Here is a 15370-nt window from a genome sequence, read left to right as displayed (position 1 = left end):
GCCCGGCGGGACGCCCACGGCCCGGATCGGCTCAGTCGCCCGCCGCCGTCTCCAGCATCGACCGGGGGACCGGCACGCCGCCGAACCGGACGTTGCCCTGCGGCACCAGCCAGCTCATCACCCGCACGACGAGCCGGCCGGCCCGGACCGCCGGGTCGTTGCCGTACAGCTCGCGGGCCGCCGCCCGATCGACCGCGAGCACCGCGAAGCCGCGCAGCCGGTCGTCGTCGGGGTCGAGGAAGGGGCCGGCCGCCAGGACGAGGCCCTGCTCCACCAGCCCCGCCTGGTGGGCCAGGTGGGCGTCGCGCAACCGGTCCGCCGCGTCCCGGGGCAGCTCCGGCGCGTCCTCGGGCCAGGCCAGGAGCACGACGGTGTGCTGGTCGAATTCCATGCGACCAGCGTAGGGGGGTGAATGGTGCCGCCATCGCCCGAACGAGGGTTTACGAGAAGACTGCACCTTTTGCCACTCCAACGGAAACTTGTTCTAGCTGGCCCTCGGTCGCGCAACGACGACGCGGGGAGGCGCAGGGCAGTGCTCTCCAGGGGAGGTCTGCTCATCGCGGGAGCTGCGCCCGCGCGGCATCCCGGACCCGGATCAAGGCCCGGTTCGACCGGCGGGCTCCTCCGGGCTCGGCCCGGCCGGCGTGGCGGCCCTCGGGGCCGCCGCCCTGGGCGCGGGAATGCTGCACGGCGCACGCGATCCCGGATCGATACCCGCTGGTTAGACGGGTCTGAGCAGCTCGGCTAAGGTAAGGCGTACCTAAGTCGAGGGAGCTTCGTGTCCACCGTCGCCGCGCGGCCGATCCAGCCCGCCAACCGGCCCGCCCGCGGCCCCGGCCGCCGCGTCGCAGTCACCGTGGCGGCGGCGGTGGTGCTGGCGCTCGCCGTGCTCGCCAGCTTCGCCCTCGGCAGCCGACCGCTCCCGCCGGGTGACGTGTGGCACGCGCTGGTCGCCCCCGACGGCGGCGACGCCACCACCATCGTCCGCGAGCTACGGATGCCGCGCACCACCCTGGGCGTCGTGGTCGGTCTCGCCCTCGCCGTCGCCGGGGTGCTGTTCCAGGCGCTGACCCGCAACCCGCTCGCCGAGCCGCGCATCCTCGGCATCAGCGCCGGCGCGTCGTTCGGCGTGGTGCTGGCCATCGCCGTCTTCGGTGTCGGCAGCCTCGCCGGGTACGTCTGGTTCGGCGTCGCCGGGGCGCTCCTGGCCGGCCTGGCCGTGTTCGCGGTCGCCAACCGGACCCGCGAGGGCGCCTCGCCGGTCACCCTCGCGCTGACCGGCGCCGCCCTCGACGCCAGCCTCGGCGCCGCCGTGTACGCGCTGCTCAGCATCGACGCCCGCACCTTCGAGGAGTACCGGTTCTGGGTGGTCGGCGGGCTGACCGGCCGAGACGTCGGCGTCACCGGCCAGGTGCTGCCGCTCGTCCTCGCCGGGGGTGTGCTCGCCGCCCTGGTCGCCCGGGGCCTGGACGCGCTCGCCCTCGGCGACGACGTGGCCCGGGGGCTGGGCCACCGCATCGGCCTGGTCCGCCTCGGCGGCGGCGCGGCCGGGGTGCTGCTCACCGGGGCGGCCGTGGCGGCGGCCGGGCCGATCGCGTTCGTCGGACTCGCCGTGCCGCACCTGGCCCGGGCCCTGGTCGGCGCGGACCACCGGTGGACCCTTGCCGTCGCCGCCCTGCTCGGGCCCGCCCTGCTGCTCGGCGCCGACGTCGTCGGCCGGCTCGTCGCCCCGCCCGGCGAGGTGCCCGCCGGGGTGGTCACCGCGCTGATCGGCGCCCCGCTGCTGGCCTTCCTCGTCCGCCGCGCCCGGGTGGTGACCGCGTGAGCGCCCTCGCCACCAGGGGCCGCCCCCGGTCCGCCCCGCCCGGCCGGTCCCTGCTGCGCCTCGGCCCGCTACGGGTGCCGGTACGCCGCCGACCGGTGCTGGTCGCCGCCGCGCTGACCGCGCTGCTCGCCGCCGCCGGGGTGCTCAGCCTCTCCCTCGGCACCCCGTACGTCGCCACGCCCGACGTGCTGCGCGCCCTCTCCGGCGCCGGCACCCCGTACGACCTGGTGGTGCTGGACCTGCGGCTGCCCCGGCTCGTGCTCGCGGCGGTGGCCGGCGCGGCGTTCGGCGTCGCCGGCACTCTGATCCAGAGCGTGGCCCGCAACCCGCTGGCCAGCCCGGACGTCATCGGCATCACCCAGGGCGCCGGGCTGGCCGCCACCATCGCCCTGACCGGCGGGGCCGCCGCCGTCCTGGTCGCCCCGGCGGCGCTGCTCGGCGGACTGGCCGCGGCGGCGCTGGTGCTCGCCCTCGGCGCCCGGCACGGGCTGGCCGCCCAGCGGTTCGTCCTCGCCGGGGTCGCGGTGGCCTTCGCGCTGCGGGCGCTGATCGAGGTGGTCATGATGACCGCCGACCCGATCGACGGGCTGCGCGCCCAGATCTGGCTGATCGGGACCCTCGCCGGCAAGGGATGGACCGAGGCGACGTGGATCGCGGTCACCCTGCTGGTGCTGCTGCCCGTGCTGCTCTGGGCCGGCTGGGCGCTGAACAGCACCGCCCTGGACGACGACACCGCACGCGGGATCGGCGTCCGCCCGGTGGCCCGCCGGATCGGGCTGGCCGGCACCGGCGTGCTCGCCGCCGCAATGGTCACCGCGCAGGTCGGCGCCGTCGACTTCGTCTCCCTGGTCGCCCCCCAACTGGCCCGCCGGCTGGTCCGCGCCGAGCGTCCCCCGCTGCTCTGCTCCGCCCTGCTCGGCGCGCTGCTGCTGGTCCTCGCCGACCTCGCCGGCCGGCGGTTGTTCGCCCCCACCCAGCTACCGGCGGGCGTGCTGACCGCCGCGATCGGCGGACCGTACCTGATGTTCCTGCTGCTGCGCGGACGCCGGAGGGCGTCCTGATGCCCACGCCCGGCCCCGCCCCCGACCCCGCCGGCCCACCGGCGCCGTCCACCCGGCCCGCCACCGCCCCCGTACCCCGGACCACCGGCCCCGCCGGCACCCCCGCCTCCCCGCCCGCCGGATCCCCCGACGTTGCCGCCTCCCCGCCCGTCGTCCCCACCCGAGGAGCCGCGATGCTCTCCACCCGCGACCTGGTCGTCGGCTACGACGAGCGGACCGTCCTGGACGGCCTCGACCTCGCGCTGCCCGCCGATGCCTTCACAGTCGTCGTCGGACCGAACGCCTGCGGCAAGTCGACGCTGCTGCGCACCATGGCCCGGCTGCTCACTCCCCGCCAGGGCGCGGTGCTGCTCGACGGCACCGCGATCCGGGACCTGCCGACCCGGGAGGTCGCCCAGCGCCTCGGTGTCCTGCCGCAGAGCCCGCTGGTGCCGGAAGGGGTGACGGTCGCCGACCTGGTCGGCCGGGGCCGCCAGCCGTACCAGCGGTGGTGGCGGCAGTGGTCGGAGCGGGACAGCGCCGCCGTCGACGAGGCCATGGCGCTCGCCGACGTGTCCGGCCTCGCCGACCGGCCGGTGGACACCCTCTCCGGCGGGCAACGGCAGCGGGTCTGGATCGCGATGACCCTGGCCCAGGACACCGAGGCGCTGCTGCTGGACGAGCCGACCACCTTCCTCGACCTGGCCCACCAGGTGGAGGTGCTGGACCTGCTGCACCGGCTGCGCGTCGAACGGGGCCGGACCGTGGTCGCCGTGCTGCACGACCTCAACCAGGCCGCCCGGTACGCCGACCACCTGATCGCCATGCGCGCCGGCCGGGTGGTGGCCGCCGGCCCGCCCCGGGAGATCCTCACCGCGGAGCTGGTCCGCGACGTCTTCGGGCTCGACTGCGTCGTCGTGCCCTGCCCGGTGACCGGCGCGCCCCTGGTCGTGCCGGCCCTCACCAGCGTCTCCCTGGCCGCCCCCGCCCGGGCCGCCTCCTCCGTCACCTCCTCCGCCGGCCCGCTGGCCGGCTGAACTCCTCGAAAGGAAACATCGATGCGTCGTCTCGCCGCCGTGCTCACCGCGGCCGTCGCCCTCGGCGTCGGACTCACCGCCTGCGGAGAGAGCGACCCCGTCGCCGACACCGCCGCCGGGGAGACCCGGGAGATCACCCACGCCATGGGCACCACCAAGGTGCCGGCCGACCCCAAGCGGGTCGTCGTCCTCGATACGGACAAGATCGACACCACACTCTCGTTGGGTGTCACACCGGTCGGCGCGGCCACCGCCGGTGAGGCGAAGGGCTGGCCGACCTACTTCGGCGAGGAGAAGCTCGCCGGGATCAAGGCTGTCGGGGTGCTCACCGAGCCCGATCTGGAGGCGATCAACGCCCTCAAGCCCGACCTGATCCTGGGCAGCAAGTTCCGCCAGGAGAAGTTCTACGACGAGTTGACCGCCATCGCCCCCACGGTGTTCACCGAGCAGGTGGGCATCACCTGGAAGGAGAACCTCCTCCTCGACGGCAAGGCCCTCGGCAAGGAGCAGCAGGCCCGTGACCTGCTCACCACGTACGAGAAGCGGGCTGCGGACTTCGGCGCGAAGCTCGGCGACGCCGCCCAGCGGAAGATCTCCATCGTGCGCTTCATGCCAGGTGCGATCCGGGTCTACGGCCCGGACTCCTTCTCCGGCATAGTGGTCGGTGACACCGGGCTGGGCCGCCCCGAGCGGCAGCAACTCGCCGGCAAGGCGGACAAGCGCTTCGACGCGGTCAGCCCCGAGCGGGTCAACGAGGTCGACGCCGACGTCATCTTCGTGACCGCGTACGGCGAGAAGGCCGCCGCCGAGCAGAGCACCGTCACCGGCGGCACCCTCTGGAAGGGCCTGTCCGCGGTCAAGGCCGGCAAGGCGTACCCGGTCTCCGACGAGGTCTGGATGACCGGCATCGGCGTCGGCGCCGCCAACAGGATCATCGACGACCTGGACAAGTACCTCTCCTAACCCGCCCACCCCCACCCCCTCCCACCTGCGGCGGCGCGCAAATTCACGGAAAGAGTGGCTGTTCCGCCTGGAACAGCCACTCTTTCTCTGTAAATGCAGAAGGTCAACGGGCGGAGCGGCGGGAGTGGAGGGCGGAACGGATCTCCGTCAGCACACCGTCGAAATCCTCTCTCATCCGTTTGCTCGTCACGTGCAGGACCACCCAGCCGTCACCGAGTAGTTGGTTCAGACGTTGCCGGTCGCGGTGGAACTGATCCGGGTCGTGGTGCCAGCGGCCGTCGTACTCGACGGCCACCTTGAGGTCCGGCCAGGCGAGGTCGACCCTCGCCACGAATCGACCGTTCCGGGTGACCACGTGTTGGGTCACCGGCCGGGGCAGCCCGGCGCGGACGAGTCGCACTCGCAGCCGCGACTCGGGCAGGGACTCCGCGCCTGCGTCGACCAGGCTCAGTGCCTCGGCGAACTTCCGGGCACCCCGCTGACCCCGACGCCGGGCCAGGTACGTCGTGAGGTCGGCGGCCTGGACGGCTCGGTTGTGCAGCAACGCGTCGATCAGCGCCACTGCCTCGACGGTGTCCAGCCAGCAGGCGAGGTCCCAGCAGGTGCGGATGCCCGTGGTGACACGCATTCCGTCGATCAGCCGCGACTCGCCCTCGCGCCACCCGGCAACATGGATGAGCAGGCCGGCGAGGGGACCGAAACGGGAGGTCGGATGGACCAGCACCTCGACCGGCTCGTGTGGCCCCGGTGTCGGCCCGCCGAGTACGGCGACGGCCGATCTACCCGCGACGACGCATCCGGGTGGGAAGAGCCACGACGCCGCGGCCCTGCACCGGGTCAGGTGCGTTATCTCGATACGGGCGTCGGCATAGACATTGTGGAGAACCTGCCGCCACGCGCTGCTACGTAGGTCGTTTTTGCTCAGCAGGCCGCGACGAACCGCGTCCCGGGCGTAGAATACCTGCCCGACCAGTTCGGCCGGCCGACGAGGAATGCGAGCCACCCTCCCACCCTGACGCACCCACCCACCTTCCGAAACCCCCTGTGGACAACCCCTCCCCTCCGCCCTCCTCCCTCGCATTTACACGGAATGAGTGGCTATTCCACGAGGAATAGCCACTCATTCCGTGAACTTGCGCCACGCCACCCGGCGGGGGCGTGGGGCGTGGGGGGAGGGGGTGGGGGGAGAGGGTTAGTCGCTGCCACTCCGCTTCGCGAAGCGGCCCTAATCGGAAGGAAGTAGGTCTACTTCCGAGTTAGGCGGCGGTGGACCAGATTGCGCGGAAGGCGGCGGCCTCGCCGGCGAGCCACTGCTCGACCTGCTGGGGCTTGACGCTGTCCGGCATCCGGTACGCCTCGCCCCGGCGGACGTCGACCAGCACCGGCTCGGCGTGCGGCAGGACGGCGTCCATGTGTCGGGCCATCAGGTGCAGGGTGGCCAGCGCCGCCTCCTCGCTGGGCGGGGCCTCGTCGAAGTGCAGGCGGACGGCCTCGGCCCGGCCGTCGTCGGCGTACCGGATGCCGAACTGTGGGTTGATCTTGACGGGGAGGTCGCCGAGCATGGCCAGGGCGTCGCGGGTCTGGGCCAGGTCGACGCCGGTCGGCTCGCCGAGGGAGCGCAGCCAGGCCGTCGCGCCCGGCACGAGCGCCTGGTAGAGCGGGCGCCAACGCGGCTTGACCACGTCGGCGACCTGCGCCAGGTGGGTGCCGCCGGTGTGGAACGCGACATCGGCCTTGAGGGCCTTGACGAACTGCCCGTGCGGGTTGAAGCCGTGCCGGCTGGCCCGCTGCTTGCGCAGGCCACCGACGAAGCTGGCCTTGGTGGGCCCGGTGCGGTCGACGTACCGGGTGAAGCCGAGGAGGGTGGCGTAGGGCGGGAGGGTGCTGGGGATGGGCGCGGTCACGGAAGTCCTCCCAGGTCAGGACTTGGTTTAGTACATACATTCTAATCGACACCTCTGACATCGCCCAGCGAAAAGGAGGGGCAGTCCGGACAACCGGACTGCCCCTCCTGCGGCGATCGGCTAGAGCTGGCCGACGTCCGTGATCCGGACGGCGGCGGCGCCCACCTCGTCGGAGGCGGCCAGGTCGATCTCGGCGCTGATGCCCCAGTCGTGGTCGCCGTCCGGGTCGTCGAGGATCTGCCGGCCCGTCCACCGCTCCCGGCCCTGGTCGATCATCAGCAGCGCCGGGCCGCGGGCGTCCGGCCCGACCCCGATCGAGTCGTACGCCTCGAAGTACGGCTCCAGCGCGTCGGCCCACGCGTCCGCGCCCCAACCGTCCCCGGCGTCCAGTTCCCCGAGCAGGTCCCAGCGGCGCAGGGCGGCCAGCTCGACCCGGCGGAACAGCGCGTTGCGCACCAGCACCCGGAACGCCCGGGCGTTGCGGGTGACCGCCGGCGGCCGGTCGGCCAGGGCGGCGTACGCCTCGGCGGCCTCCGCGACGTCGGACGGGTTGCGCAGCCGCTCCCACTCGTCGATCAGGCTGGAGTCGACCTGGCGGACCAACTCGCCGAGCCACTCGATGAGGTCGACCAGTTCCTCGGTCTTGGCGTCCTCGGGCACGGTCTGCCGCAGCGTCTTGTACGCGTCGGCGAGGTAGCGCAGCACCAGGCCCTCGGACCGGGTGAGGGAGTAGAACTGCACGTACTCGGTGAAGGTCATCGCCCGCTCGTACATGTCCCGCACGACGGCCTTGGGGGAGAGCTGGTGGTCGGCCACCCACGGGTGTCCCTGCCGGTACATCTCGTACGCGGCCTCCAGCAGCTCCGCGAGGGGCTTCGGGTGGGTCACCTCGTCGAGCAGTTCGAGGCGGGCCTCGTACTCGATGCCCTCGGCCTTCATCGCGGCGACCGCCTCGCCACGGGCCTTGAACTGCTGCGCGGAGAGCACCTGGCGCGGGTCGTCGAGGATCGACTCGATCACCGACAGCACGTCGAGCGCGTACGACGGGGAGGCGGCGTCCAGCAGCTCGATGGCGGCCAGCGCCAGCGGGGACAGCGGCTGGTTGAGCGCGAAGTCGAGCTGGAGGTCGACGGTGAGCCGGACCCTGCGCCCGGTCTCGTCCGGCTCGGGCAGCTCCTCCACCACTCCGCCGGCGCGCAGCGCCCGGTAGATGGCGATCGCCCGGCGGATGTGCCGGCGCTGGGCGGCGCGGTCCTCGTGGTTGTCGGTGAGCAGGTGCCGCATCGCGGCGAACGCGTCGCCGGGGCGGCCGATGACGTTGAGCAGCATCGAGTGGCTGACCTGGAAGCTGGAGGTCAGCGGCTCCGGCTCGGCCTCCACCAGGCGGTCGAAGGTGGGCCGGCCCCAGCCGATCGAACCCTCCGGCGGCTTCTTGCGGACCACCTTGCGTCGCTTCTTCGGGTCGTCGCCCGCCTTGGCCAGGGCCTTCTCGTTGTCGATGACGTGCTCGGGGGCCTGCACGACGACCCGGCCGAGGGTGTCGAACCCGGCCCGGCCCGCCCTGCCGGCGATCTGGTGGAACTCGCGGTTCTTGAGCAGCCGGGTACGCACGCCGTCGTACTTGCTCAGGCCGGTGAACAGCACGGTGCGGATCGGCACGTTGATGCCGACGCCGAGGGTGTCGGTGCCACAGATGACCTTGAGCAGGCCGGCCTGGGCCAGGGTCTCCACGAGCCGGCGGTACTTCGGCAGCATGCCCGCGTGGTGCACGCCGATGCCGTGCCGGACCAGCCTCGACAGCGTCTTGCCGAAGCCGGAGGTGAACCGGAACCGGCCGATCGCCTCGGCGATCAGGTCCTTCTCGGCCCGGGTGGCGACGTTGACGCTCATCAGCGCCTGGGCGCGCTCCAGGGCGGCGGCCTGGGTGAAGTGCACGACGTACACCGGGGCCTGCTTGGTCTCCAGCAGCTCCTCCAGGGTCTCGTGCAGCGGCGTCATCGCGTACGAGAAGAGGAGCGGGACCGGCCGCTCGGCCGAGCGCACGACGGCGGTCGGCCGGCCGGTGCGCCGGGTGAGATCGTCGACGAAGCGGGTGGTGTCGCCGAGGGTGGCCGACATCAGCACGAACTGCGCCTGGGGCAGCTCGATGATCGGCACCTGCCAGGCCCAGCCCCGGTCCGGCTCGGCGTAGAAGTGGAACTCGTCCATGACCACCTGGCCGACGTCGGCCCGCTCGCCCTCGCGCAGCGCGAGGTTGGCCAGGATCTCGGCCGTGCAGCAGATGATCGGGGCGTCGGCGTTGACGCTGGCGTCGCCGGTCAGCATGCCGACGTTGTCGGCGCCGAAGACCTCGCAGAGGGCGAAGAACTTCTCCGACACCAGGGCCTTGATCGGGGCGGTGTAGAAGGTGGTCCGGCTGTCGGCCAGGGCGGCGAAGTGCGCGGCGATCGCCACCAGGCTCTTGCCCGAGCCGGTCGGCGTATTCATGATCACGTTCGCGCTGGAGACGATCTCGATGACCGCCTCCTCCTGGTGGGGGTAGAGGTCGAGGCCGCGCTGCTTCGCCCAGTCGGCGAACGCGTCGAAGAGGGTGTCGGGGTCGGCGCTTGTCGGCAGCGCGGCGGTGAGCGTCATAGCCCTTCCATCGTGCCTGCCGCAGGCCCTCCCGCGCCAACCGGGCCATTGCCCATCCGTCAGGCGGCGGCCGTCAGGAGGTGGCCCTCGTCCGACGACAGGGGGCGCCGCCGCTCACTCCCGCCAATGGATCAGGTCGAAGACGGGGCGGCCGGCGATCAGCGCGCGGCGTTCGAACTTGGTGACGGGCCGGTGGGCGGGGCGCGGCGCGTACCCGCCGTGCACGTCGGCCAGCCCCGGGTCGGCCGTCAGCGTCTCGCGCATCGACTCGGCGTACTCGGCCCAGTCGGTGGCGCAGTGCAACGTCCCGCCGGGGACCAGCCGGGAGCGCAACAGCGCCACGTGCGCCGGCTGGATGATCCGCCGCTTGTGGTGCCGCGACTTCGGCCACGGGTCGGGGAAGAACACGTGCACCGCGTCCAGCGAGCCCTCCGGCAGCGCCCGGACCAGGTCCAGCGCGTCGCCCTGCGCCACCCGCACGTTGCCCAGGCCACGGCGTTCCACCAGGCCCAGCAGGTTGGCGATTCCGGGCGTGTGCACCTCGACGGCCAGATAATCTCGGTCCGGGTCGCCGGTGGCCATCTCGGCCGTGGCGTCCCCCATGCCGGAACCGACCTCCAGCACCACGGGGGCCCGGCGGCCGAACAACGCCGCCAGGTCCACCGGGGCGAGGCCGTCGGTGATCGTCAGGCCGTACGCCGGCCAGAGCCGGTCCAGGGCGTCGACCTGCCGGTCGCTCATCCGGCCGCGCCGGGGGTGGAAGGTACGGATCCGGGACGCGTGCGGCGGCACGGTCGCGGCGGGGTTCGGGTCGGTGGAGGTCACAGCGACCCGAGCGTACGCGACGACCGCGCCGGACCGGATGTGATGTACGACCGGGGCGGGGGACCCGTCCCGTACGGCAGGCCGGGCGGTCGCCGCCCGGCGTCGCGCTACCGCGTCGGGAGGTGCCATGGAGTCAGCCACCCGCCTCGGCGCCGCGCTGGCGGTCGCGGTCGCCGCAGTCGCCGGCCCACTCGCGGGGGCCGCACGGGCCGCCGACGCGCCCGTCGCCGCCCCGGCGTCCGAGCGGGCTGCTGGAGTCCCTGTGGTCGCCCCGGCGTCCGAGCCGTCGGCTGGCCCGCCGGGCGGCGGCCAACCCGACCGCGGCCAGCCCGGCTGGCTCGTCTTCGTCGAGGTCAGCCCCGGCACGGTGCAGCCCGGCTACCTGGTCGGCATCAGGGCGAGCTGCCACGACAACTCGGTGCCGGCCATCGTGGTCTCCGACGCCTTCGGCCGGGTCGCCGCCCGTCCGGACAGCGGCCTGCTGACGGCGTCCCCGATGGTCCGGGAGCGCACCTGGCCGGGCAACTACCCGGTCAAGCTGGAGTGCCGGGGCGGGGAGACCGCGAGCACGATGCTCCAGGTGGTCAAGCGCACACCCTCGCACCCGCCCTCGCCCACCCACAGGCCGACGCACGAGCCGGTCCGGCACCCGACGCACCCGGCGGCGCAGCACCCGAGCCGGGGCCCGAACACCGGCTTCGGCGGCACCGCCGGGGCGGCCACCGGCGGGCTGCTGCTGCCCGGGGGCGTGGCGCTGGCCGTGGCCGGGGTGACGATCGGCGTGGTCACCAGACGCCGGCCCCGCGTCCGCCGCGGCACCGCCGGGCGGTGAGTCCGGCCGTGGCGTCCGTGCGCGTACCCCGGTCGACCGCCGCGCCGGCCGGTGCCGGGCGGCCGGCGCAGCGCCGGCCCTGGTCGATGCCGATCGCCGTGGTCCTGGTGCTGGTCGGCGTCTTCACCACCGGCGCGGGGCTGGGCCGCGCGTCCGGGCCGTTCGACTGGGTCACCGGGACCGGCCGGCCCGCCGCCTCCGCCGCCGACGCCCCCGGGCTGGCGGCCAGCCGCCCGGTCTCCCTGGCCGTGCCGGCGATCAGGGTCTCCGCGCCCGTGGCGCCCGTCGGGCAGGCGCCCGACGGGTCGATCGAGGTCCCGCCGCTGGCGAGAGCGGACGAGACCGGCTGGTACGACCGCGGCCCGACCCCGGGCGAGCCGGGTCGGGCGGTGATCGTCGGGCACGTGGACACGAAGAGCGGCCCGGCGGTCTTCTACGACCTGGGCAGACTGAAGACCGGTGACCGGATCGAGGTGACCCGCGCCGACGGGGACGTGGCAGTCTTCGCGGTGGACTCGGTCGAGCACTTCGACAAGGACGCCCTGCCCGCCGCGCGGGTGTACGGCGACGACGGGCCGCCGGGACTACGGCTGATCACCTGCGGCGGCCAGTGGGTCGGCGGGCGGACCGGCTACGCCGACAACGTGGTCGCCTTCGCCTCGCTGGTCGACACCCGCCGTCCCTGACGGAAACGTGGTGAAGGGGCCGCACCCTGGCCTGTTCGTCTCGGCGTGATCAACAACAGCAGTCACGCGACCGGCACTACTGGTCCGGGCACCCTGCCGCCGCCAGCCCCCGGTCAGCCAAGGGCGCGGGCCCAGGACAGGAAGCGGTCGGTCAGGTCGGTCGGCGGCGTGCCGGGCGTCAACTGCGCGAGCTGTGTCGTCGCCTCCTCCTTCAGCGTGGCCAGGTATGGCCCGCGCCTCGTCGTCGGTCAGCGGCACGAACCACAGGAAACGCCGGACGATCTCCGGGGGCGTCGGGCCGCCCGGTCGACCGCGAAGGTCGCGGACGGCCTGCTGCGCCCTCCGCAGGAACCCCGGCAGCAGCGCGGTCCGGAGCCGGCCGTCCAGCGGGATCCCGGTCCAGGTCGGGCAGGGGTACGGCCGCCCGCAGCGCTGGCAGGTCCACGCCGGCCCGAGGGGGAAGTGGTCCGCCAGGGCCGGCGCGCGTGGTACGCCCTGTGCGGGGCGGGTGTGGATTCCGCTGTCTCACCGCCGGCCCCCGTTCCCCCGCATGAGCTGCCCCGGCGTACGTGGCTCGCCGGCCAGGCCCGGGGCGACCCGCGTCGACACGTCGTTACGCGGTCCTCGGTACGGCGGGATCAGCGGGCCGACCAGCGGCGGGTCGTAGGGGACCGGGTCCCGGGGCGGCGGGGCCGGCCTCGGCGTGGGCTTCGGGTCGGCCGGCGCGGAATCGGGCCTCGGCTTCGCAGCCCGGTACGCCCGGCAGACCTGACAGGCGCAGTGCCGGCCCCGCCGGGACCGGTGCCGCCCTCCTCGGTGTGACATGGCCTCCCCTATCCGTCGAGATTGGAGAGGGGGACCGCCCGCTCGTCACGCGCAGAGAAGGACCGGGGCGGCCCCCTCGACGAACGCGAACCGCCGGGTCACCCCTCCACCGGCCACGCCGTCCTGAAAGCAGCTTCCCGAGGGTTGCGAGACAAACACACCGCGTAGCAATATGGAATGACGGCACCTGGGAATATCCGGAGAGGACACTGGATGAACCATGCCGTAATCGAGGCGATGACGGCTGCCGGGCTCACGGCCGAGATCCTCGCAGCCCAAATAGGCGTTGATCCGAAGACAGCGGCCCGGTGGGCAAACCCAGGGCATATCCCGCAGTCCCGTCACCGGGCGAAGGTTGCCGCTCTCCTTGGCCGTGAAGTCGCCGATCTCTGGCCGAACATTTCGAAGCGGCGTGATCCGGTATGGCTCCGCCAGTGGGTCGACTGGGAGAGGGCGGCAGTCGCGCTGCGGTGGTTCGAGCTGGCATGGGTGCCGGGGCTGCTCCAGACCGAGGCATACGCACGGGCGACATTGGCCGGCGAGTCTCTGTCGGCCCGCGAGGTCGAACAGTTGGTCGAGGCACGGGTGGGTCGGCAAGCCGTCCTGCATCGAGACCGGCCACCGCTGCTGATCGCAGTCATTGACGAAGCGGTCCTCTGGCGGCCTGTAGATGGCGATCGGGACTTGATGCGCGAGCAGTGTGAACACCTCGCGGCGTGCGCGCGGCTGCCCTCCGTGCAGGTCTTCGTGGTTCCCGCGTCGGTTGGCATGTACCCGGGGCTTGGCGGGCCGCTGATTCTCGCCGAGCTACCCGATGGCGAACAGGTCGGCCACGTCGACAGCCAGGCGCGGGCGGAGATCGTTACCGAGACCGCAGACGTTGCTACGCTCGTTCTACGGTGGGAGCGAATTCGGGGCGAAGCCCTCTCCCGGGCACAGTCACTAGACCTCATCACGAAAGCGGCAGAGCATCATGGACCTGACCGGCGCGCAGTGGCGTAAGAGCACGAAGAGCGGTAACAACGGCGGATCGTGCGTCGAGGTCGCCGACAATCTCCCCGGTGTCGTCCTGGTGCGGGACACGAAGGACCGCGACGGCGGCATGTTGACGTTCGCTCCGGGCGCGTGGCGTGGTTTCGTGGCGCTGGCGAAGGCGATCGGCCCGCTCGGCTGACTGCGGCTGATCCGGGGCACAGTCACTGCACTCTCACGTAGACGCGCCCCGCTTCCGTTCCAGAGCAACCACTACCCCTCGCACTCATCTCCTCCTTCCCTGCCCTGCGCCGCCCCGCGCGCGTCGTCTCATGATCGTCTGTCGTTTAGGGAGAACTGGCGCGGCGTGTCGTGTCCGTTTTCAGCAGACGATCATGGCGCTTGGTTGCGCGGCGGGAACCAAGCAGGTCGCCCGACCGGGATAACGACTGGCGTGGCGTGGTTTCGTGGCGCTGGCGAAGGCGATCGGCTGACTGCGGCGGCACGAACAGGCCCCTGGCTAGTGCCGGGGCCTGTTCTGGTTGTCGGCCGCTGGGATCGGCCACGTCGTCAGCGTGCTGCTCGGCCGTCAGCGTGCTGCTCGCCTTCGCCTCGCTGGTCGGCATCCGCCGACCGTGACGGGTCAGGACTGGCCGGGAACCTGCTGCACCACCTCGAACTCCAGCAGCGTGGCGCCGGAGGAGACCGGACGCCGCTGCTCGCCGCCCTCGCCGCCGGCGTGCGCGGCCCGGGACGGCCCGGCGGCCCACGCCTGGTAAGCCTCCTCGGTCTCCCACCTCGTGTAGACGAAGTAGCGCTTCTCGCCGCCGACCGGGCGCAGCAACTCGAAGCCGAGGAAACCGGGGGAGCCCTGCACCGCGCCGGCCCGGGCCGCGAACCGCCGCTCCAGTTCCTCGCCCGCGCCCTCGGGTACGTCGATCGCGTTGATCTTCACGACTGCCATGGCTCCACCCTAACCAGCCGGCAGTCCCGGGGACCGGCCGGCGCGGCCGGGCGGGTGGGTCAGAACGTCTCGACGGCCGGAACCAGGTCGGCGTCCACCACGATCGGGGCGTGGTCCGAGGGCCCCTTGCCCTTGCGGGCCTCCCGGTCGACGTACGCGGCGCGGACCGCCCGGGCGAACGGCGCGGACGCGTACACCAGGTCGATCCGCATGCCCTTGTTCTGGTGGAACATCCCGGCCCGGTAGTCCCAGTAGGTGTAGGGGTGCGGTCCCTTCATCGGGGTGGGCACCACGTCGTGCAGCCCCAGGTCGCGCAGCGCCGCCAGGGCGGCCCGCTCGGCCGGGGTGACGTGGGTGGAGGTGGCGAACAGGGCAGGGTCCCAGACGTCGGCGTCGGTCGGGGCGACGTTGAAGTCGCCGCAGACCGCCACCGCCGGCCCGCCGGTCAGCTCCGGCTCCAGCGCGTCGCGCAGCGCCGCGAACCAGGCCAGCTTGTACGCGTAGTGCGGGTCGTCGACGGTCCGGCCGTTGGGCACGTACACGGACCAGACCCGCAGCCCGTCGCAGGTGGCCGAGATGGCCCGGGCCTCCGGCTCGGGGAAGCCCGGCTCGCCGGGGAAGCCGACCGTCACGTCGGCCAGGCCGACGCGGGACAGGATCGCCACCCCGTTCCACCGGCCGTCGCTGTGGCTGGCCACCGTGTAGCCCAGCTCGCCGACCTCGGCCACCGGGAACGCCCCGTCGGGGCACTTGGTCTCCTGGAGGCAGACCACGTCGGGGCCGGTGGTGGCCAGCCAGTCCAGCAGCCGGGGCAGGCGGGCCTTCACCGAGTTCACGTTCCAGGTCGCCAGGCGCATGCCCCC

At 73.1% G+C, this 15370-nt stretch carries 15 protein-coding genes and 1 pseudogene; 8 read left to right on the top strand and 8 right to left on the bottom strand.

The window, feature by feature from the left end; translation table 11 throughout:
* Positions 1-31: 31 nt before the first annotated feature.
* Positions 32-391 (bottom strand): YciI family protein, encoded by a 360-nt coding sequence (locus C5N14_RS18885; protein WP_117669433.1) that lies wholly within the window; start codon positions 389-391, stop codon positions 32-34.
* Positions 392-778: 387 nt separating this feature from the next.
* On the opposite strand from C5N14_RS18885, the gene C5N14_RS18880 reads away from it, so the two are divergent.
* From C5N14_RS18880 to C5N14_RS18865, 4 genes are all read left to right on the top strand, one after another.
* On the top strand, positions 779-1825 hold the full coding sequence (locus C5N14_RS18880; RefSeq protein ID WP_117669432.1) for an iron ABC transporter permease: 1047 nt from the start codon (positions 779-781) through the stop codon (positions 1823-1825).
* Positions 1822-2886 (top strand): iron chelate uptake ABC transporter family permease subunit, encoded by a 1065-nt coding sequence (locus C5N14_RS18875; protein WP_243639758.1) that lies wholly within the window; start codon positions 1822-1824, stop codon positions 2884-2886. Before C5N14_RS18880 ends, C5N14_RS18875 begins: the two co-directional genes overlap by 4 nt.
* 173 nt (positions 2887-3059) lie before the next feature.
* Entirely contained in the window at positions 3060-3902 is an 843-nt protein-coding gene (locus C5N14_RS18870; protein WP_117669431.1) for an ABC transporter ATP-binding protein, read from the top strand.
* 21 nt (positions 3903-3923) lie between these two features.
* A complete protein-coding gene (locus C5N14_RS18865; RefSeq protein ID WP_117669430.1) occupies positions 3924-4865 on the top strand; it encodes an ABC transporter substrate-binding protein in 942 nt (313 codons plus the stop codon).
* Between the two features lie 103 nt (positions 4866-4968).
* On the opposite strand, the gene C5N14_RS32255 is transcribed toward C5N14_RS18865, so the two are convergent.
* The 4 genes from C5N14_RS32255 to trmB form a co-directional block, all read right to left on the bottom strand.
* Positions 4969-5493: an endonuclease domain-containing protein gene (locus C5N14_RS32255; protein WP_165878151.1), complete on the bottom strand. Its 525-nt coding sequence runs from the start codon at positions 5491-5493 to the stop codon at positions 4969-4971.
* Positions 5494-6121: 628 nt separating this feature from the next.
* Positions 6122-6769 carry a hypothetical protein gene (locus tag C5N14_RS18855; protein WP_117669428.1) on the bottom strand — a complete coding sequence of 216 codons (648 nt, stop codon included), beginning with the start codon at positions 6767-6769 and terminating at the stop codon, positions 6122-6124.
* Positions 6770-6889: 120 nt separating this feature from the next.
* Positions 6890-9403, bottom strand: a complete 2514-nt coding sequence (locus C5N14_RS18850; RefSeq protein WP_117669427.1) for an RNA helicase — start codon at positions 9401-9403, stop codon at positions 6890-6892.
* A 114-nt stretch (positions 9404-9517) separates the two neighbouring features.
* The gene (gene trmB, locus C5N14_RS18845) at positions 9518-10228 is read right to left on the bottom strand and encodes a tRNA (guanosine(46)-N7)-methyltransferase TrmB (RefSeq protein ID WP_207892784.1); all 711 of its coding nucleotides are present in this window, start codon (positions 10226-10228) and stop codon (positions 9518-9520) included.
* Between the two features lie 127 nt (positions 10229-10355).
* Between trmB and C5N14_RS18840 the strand changes: the two genes are divergently transcribed.
* The 4 genes and pseudogenes from C5N14_RS18840 (at position 10356) to C5N14_RS18815 (ending at position 13745) form a co-directional block, all read left to right on the top strand.
* Complete coding sequence (locus C5N14_RS18840; protein ID WP_117669425.1) at positions 10356-11060, top strand: hypothetical protein; 705 nt, start codon at positions 10356-10358, stop codon at positions 11058-11060.
* Positions 11061-11146: 86 nt separating this feature from the next.
* Complete coding sequence (locus C5N14_RS18835; RefSeq protein ID WP_117669553.1) at positions 11147-11746, top strand: class F sortase; 600 nt, start codon at positions 11147-11149, stop codon at positions 11744-11746.
* A 1038-nt stretch (positions 11747-12784) separates the two neighbouring features.
* Positions 12785-13554 (top strand): annotated as a pseudogene (locus C5N14_RS18820) (Scr1 family TA system antitoxin-like transcriptional regulator).
* The gene (locus tag C5N14_RS18815; RefSeq protein ID WP_117669423.1) at positions 13545-13745 is read left to right on the top strand and encodes a DUF397 domain-containing protein; all 201 of its coding nucleotides are present in this window, start codon (positions 13545-13547) and stop codon (positions 13743-13745) included. Before C5N14_RS18820 ends, C5N14_RS18815 begins: the two are co-directional and overlap by 10 nt.
* 145 nt (positions 13746-13890) lie before the next feature.
* On the opposite strand, the gene C5N14_RS31785 is transcribed toward C5N14_RS18815, so the two are convergent.
* The 3 genes from C5N14_RS31785 to C5N14_RS18805 are packed head-to-tail and all read right to left on the bottom strand — an operon-like array spanning position 13891 to position 15364.
* Positions 13891-14169: a hypothetical protein gene (locus C5N14_RS31785; protein WP_128763605.1), complete on the bottom strand. Its 279-nt coding sequence runs from the start codon at positions 14167-14169 to the stop codon at positions 13891-13893.
* 17 nt (positions 14170-14186) lie between these two features.
* Complete coding sequence (locus tag C5N14_RS18810) at positions 14187-14507, bottom strand: antibiotic biosynthesis monooxygenase (protein ID WP_117669422.1); 321 nt, start codon at positions 14505-14507, stop codon at positions 14187-14189.
* Between the two features lie 59 nt (positions 14508-14566).
* The gene (locus C5N14_RS18805; RefSeq protein ID WP_117669421.1) at positions 14567-15364 is read right to left on the bottom strand and encodes an exodeoxyribonuclease III; all 798 of its coding nucleotides are present in this window, start codon (positions 15362-15364) and stop codon (positions 14567-14569) included.
* Positions 15365-15370: the final 6 nt, after the last annotated feature.

Source organism: Micromonospora sp. MW-13 (assembly GCF_003434305.1).
Classification (GTDB): Bacteria; Actinomycetota; Actinomycetes; order Mycobacteriales; family Micromonosporaceae; genus Micromonospora.
Note: the sequence above shows the minus strand (reverse complement) of the source record. Positions and strands in the feature narration are given on the sequence as shown.

Bases quoted from the DNA above. Each gene is read 5' to 3' on its own strand.
- C5N14_RS18885 (WP_117669433.1), bottom strand. From the start codon at position 391: ATGGAATTCGACCAGCACACCGTCGTGCTCCTGGCCTGGCCCGAGGAC.
- C5N14_RS18870 (WP_117669431.1), top strand. From the start codon at position 3,060: ATGCTCTCCACCCGCGACCTGGTCGTCGGCTACGACGAGCGGACCGTC.
- C5N14_RS18865 (WP_117669430.1), top strand. From the start codon at position 3,924: ATGCGTCGTCTCGCCGCCGTGCTCACCGCGGCCGTCGCCCTCGGCGTC.
- C5N14_RS32255 (WP_165878151.1), bottom strand. From the start codon at position 5,493: ATGCGTGTCACCACGGGCATCCGCACCTGCTGGGACCTCGCCTGCTGG.
- C5N14_RS18850 (WP_117669427.1), bottom strand. From the start codon at position 9,403: ATGACGCTCACCGCCGCGCTGCCGACAAGCGCCGACCCCGACACCCTC.
- C5N14_RS18840 (WP_117669425.1), top strand. From the start codon at position 10,356: ATGGAGTCAGCCACCCGCCTCGGCGCCGCGCTGGCGGTCGCGGTCGCC.
- C5N14_RS18835 (WP_117669553.1), top strand. From the start codon at position 11,147: ATGCCGATCGCCGTGGTCCTGGTGCTGGTCGGCGTCTTCACCACCGGC.
- C5N14_RS18815 (WP_117669423.1), top strand. From the start codon at position 13,545: ATGGACCTGACCGGCGCGCAGTGGCGTAAGAGCACGAAGAGCGGTAAC.
- C5N14_RS31785 (WP_128763605.1), bottom strand. From the start codon at position 14,169: ATGCCGACCAGCGAGGCGAAGGCGAGCAGCACGCTGACGGCCGAGCAG.
- C5N14_RS18810 (WP_117669422.1), bottom strand. From the start codon at position 14,507: ATGGCAGTCGTGAAGATCAACGCGATCGACGTACCCGAGGGCGCGGGC.
- C5N14_RS18805 (WP_117669421.1), bottom strand. From the start codon at position 15,364: ATGCGCCTGGCGACCTGGAACGTGAACTCGGTGAAGGCCCGCCTGCCC.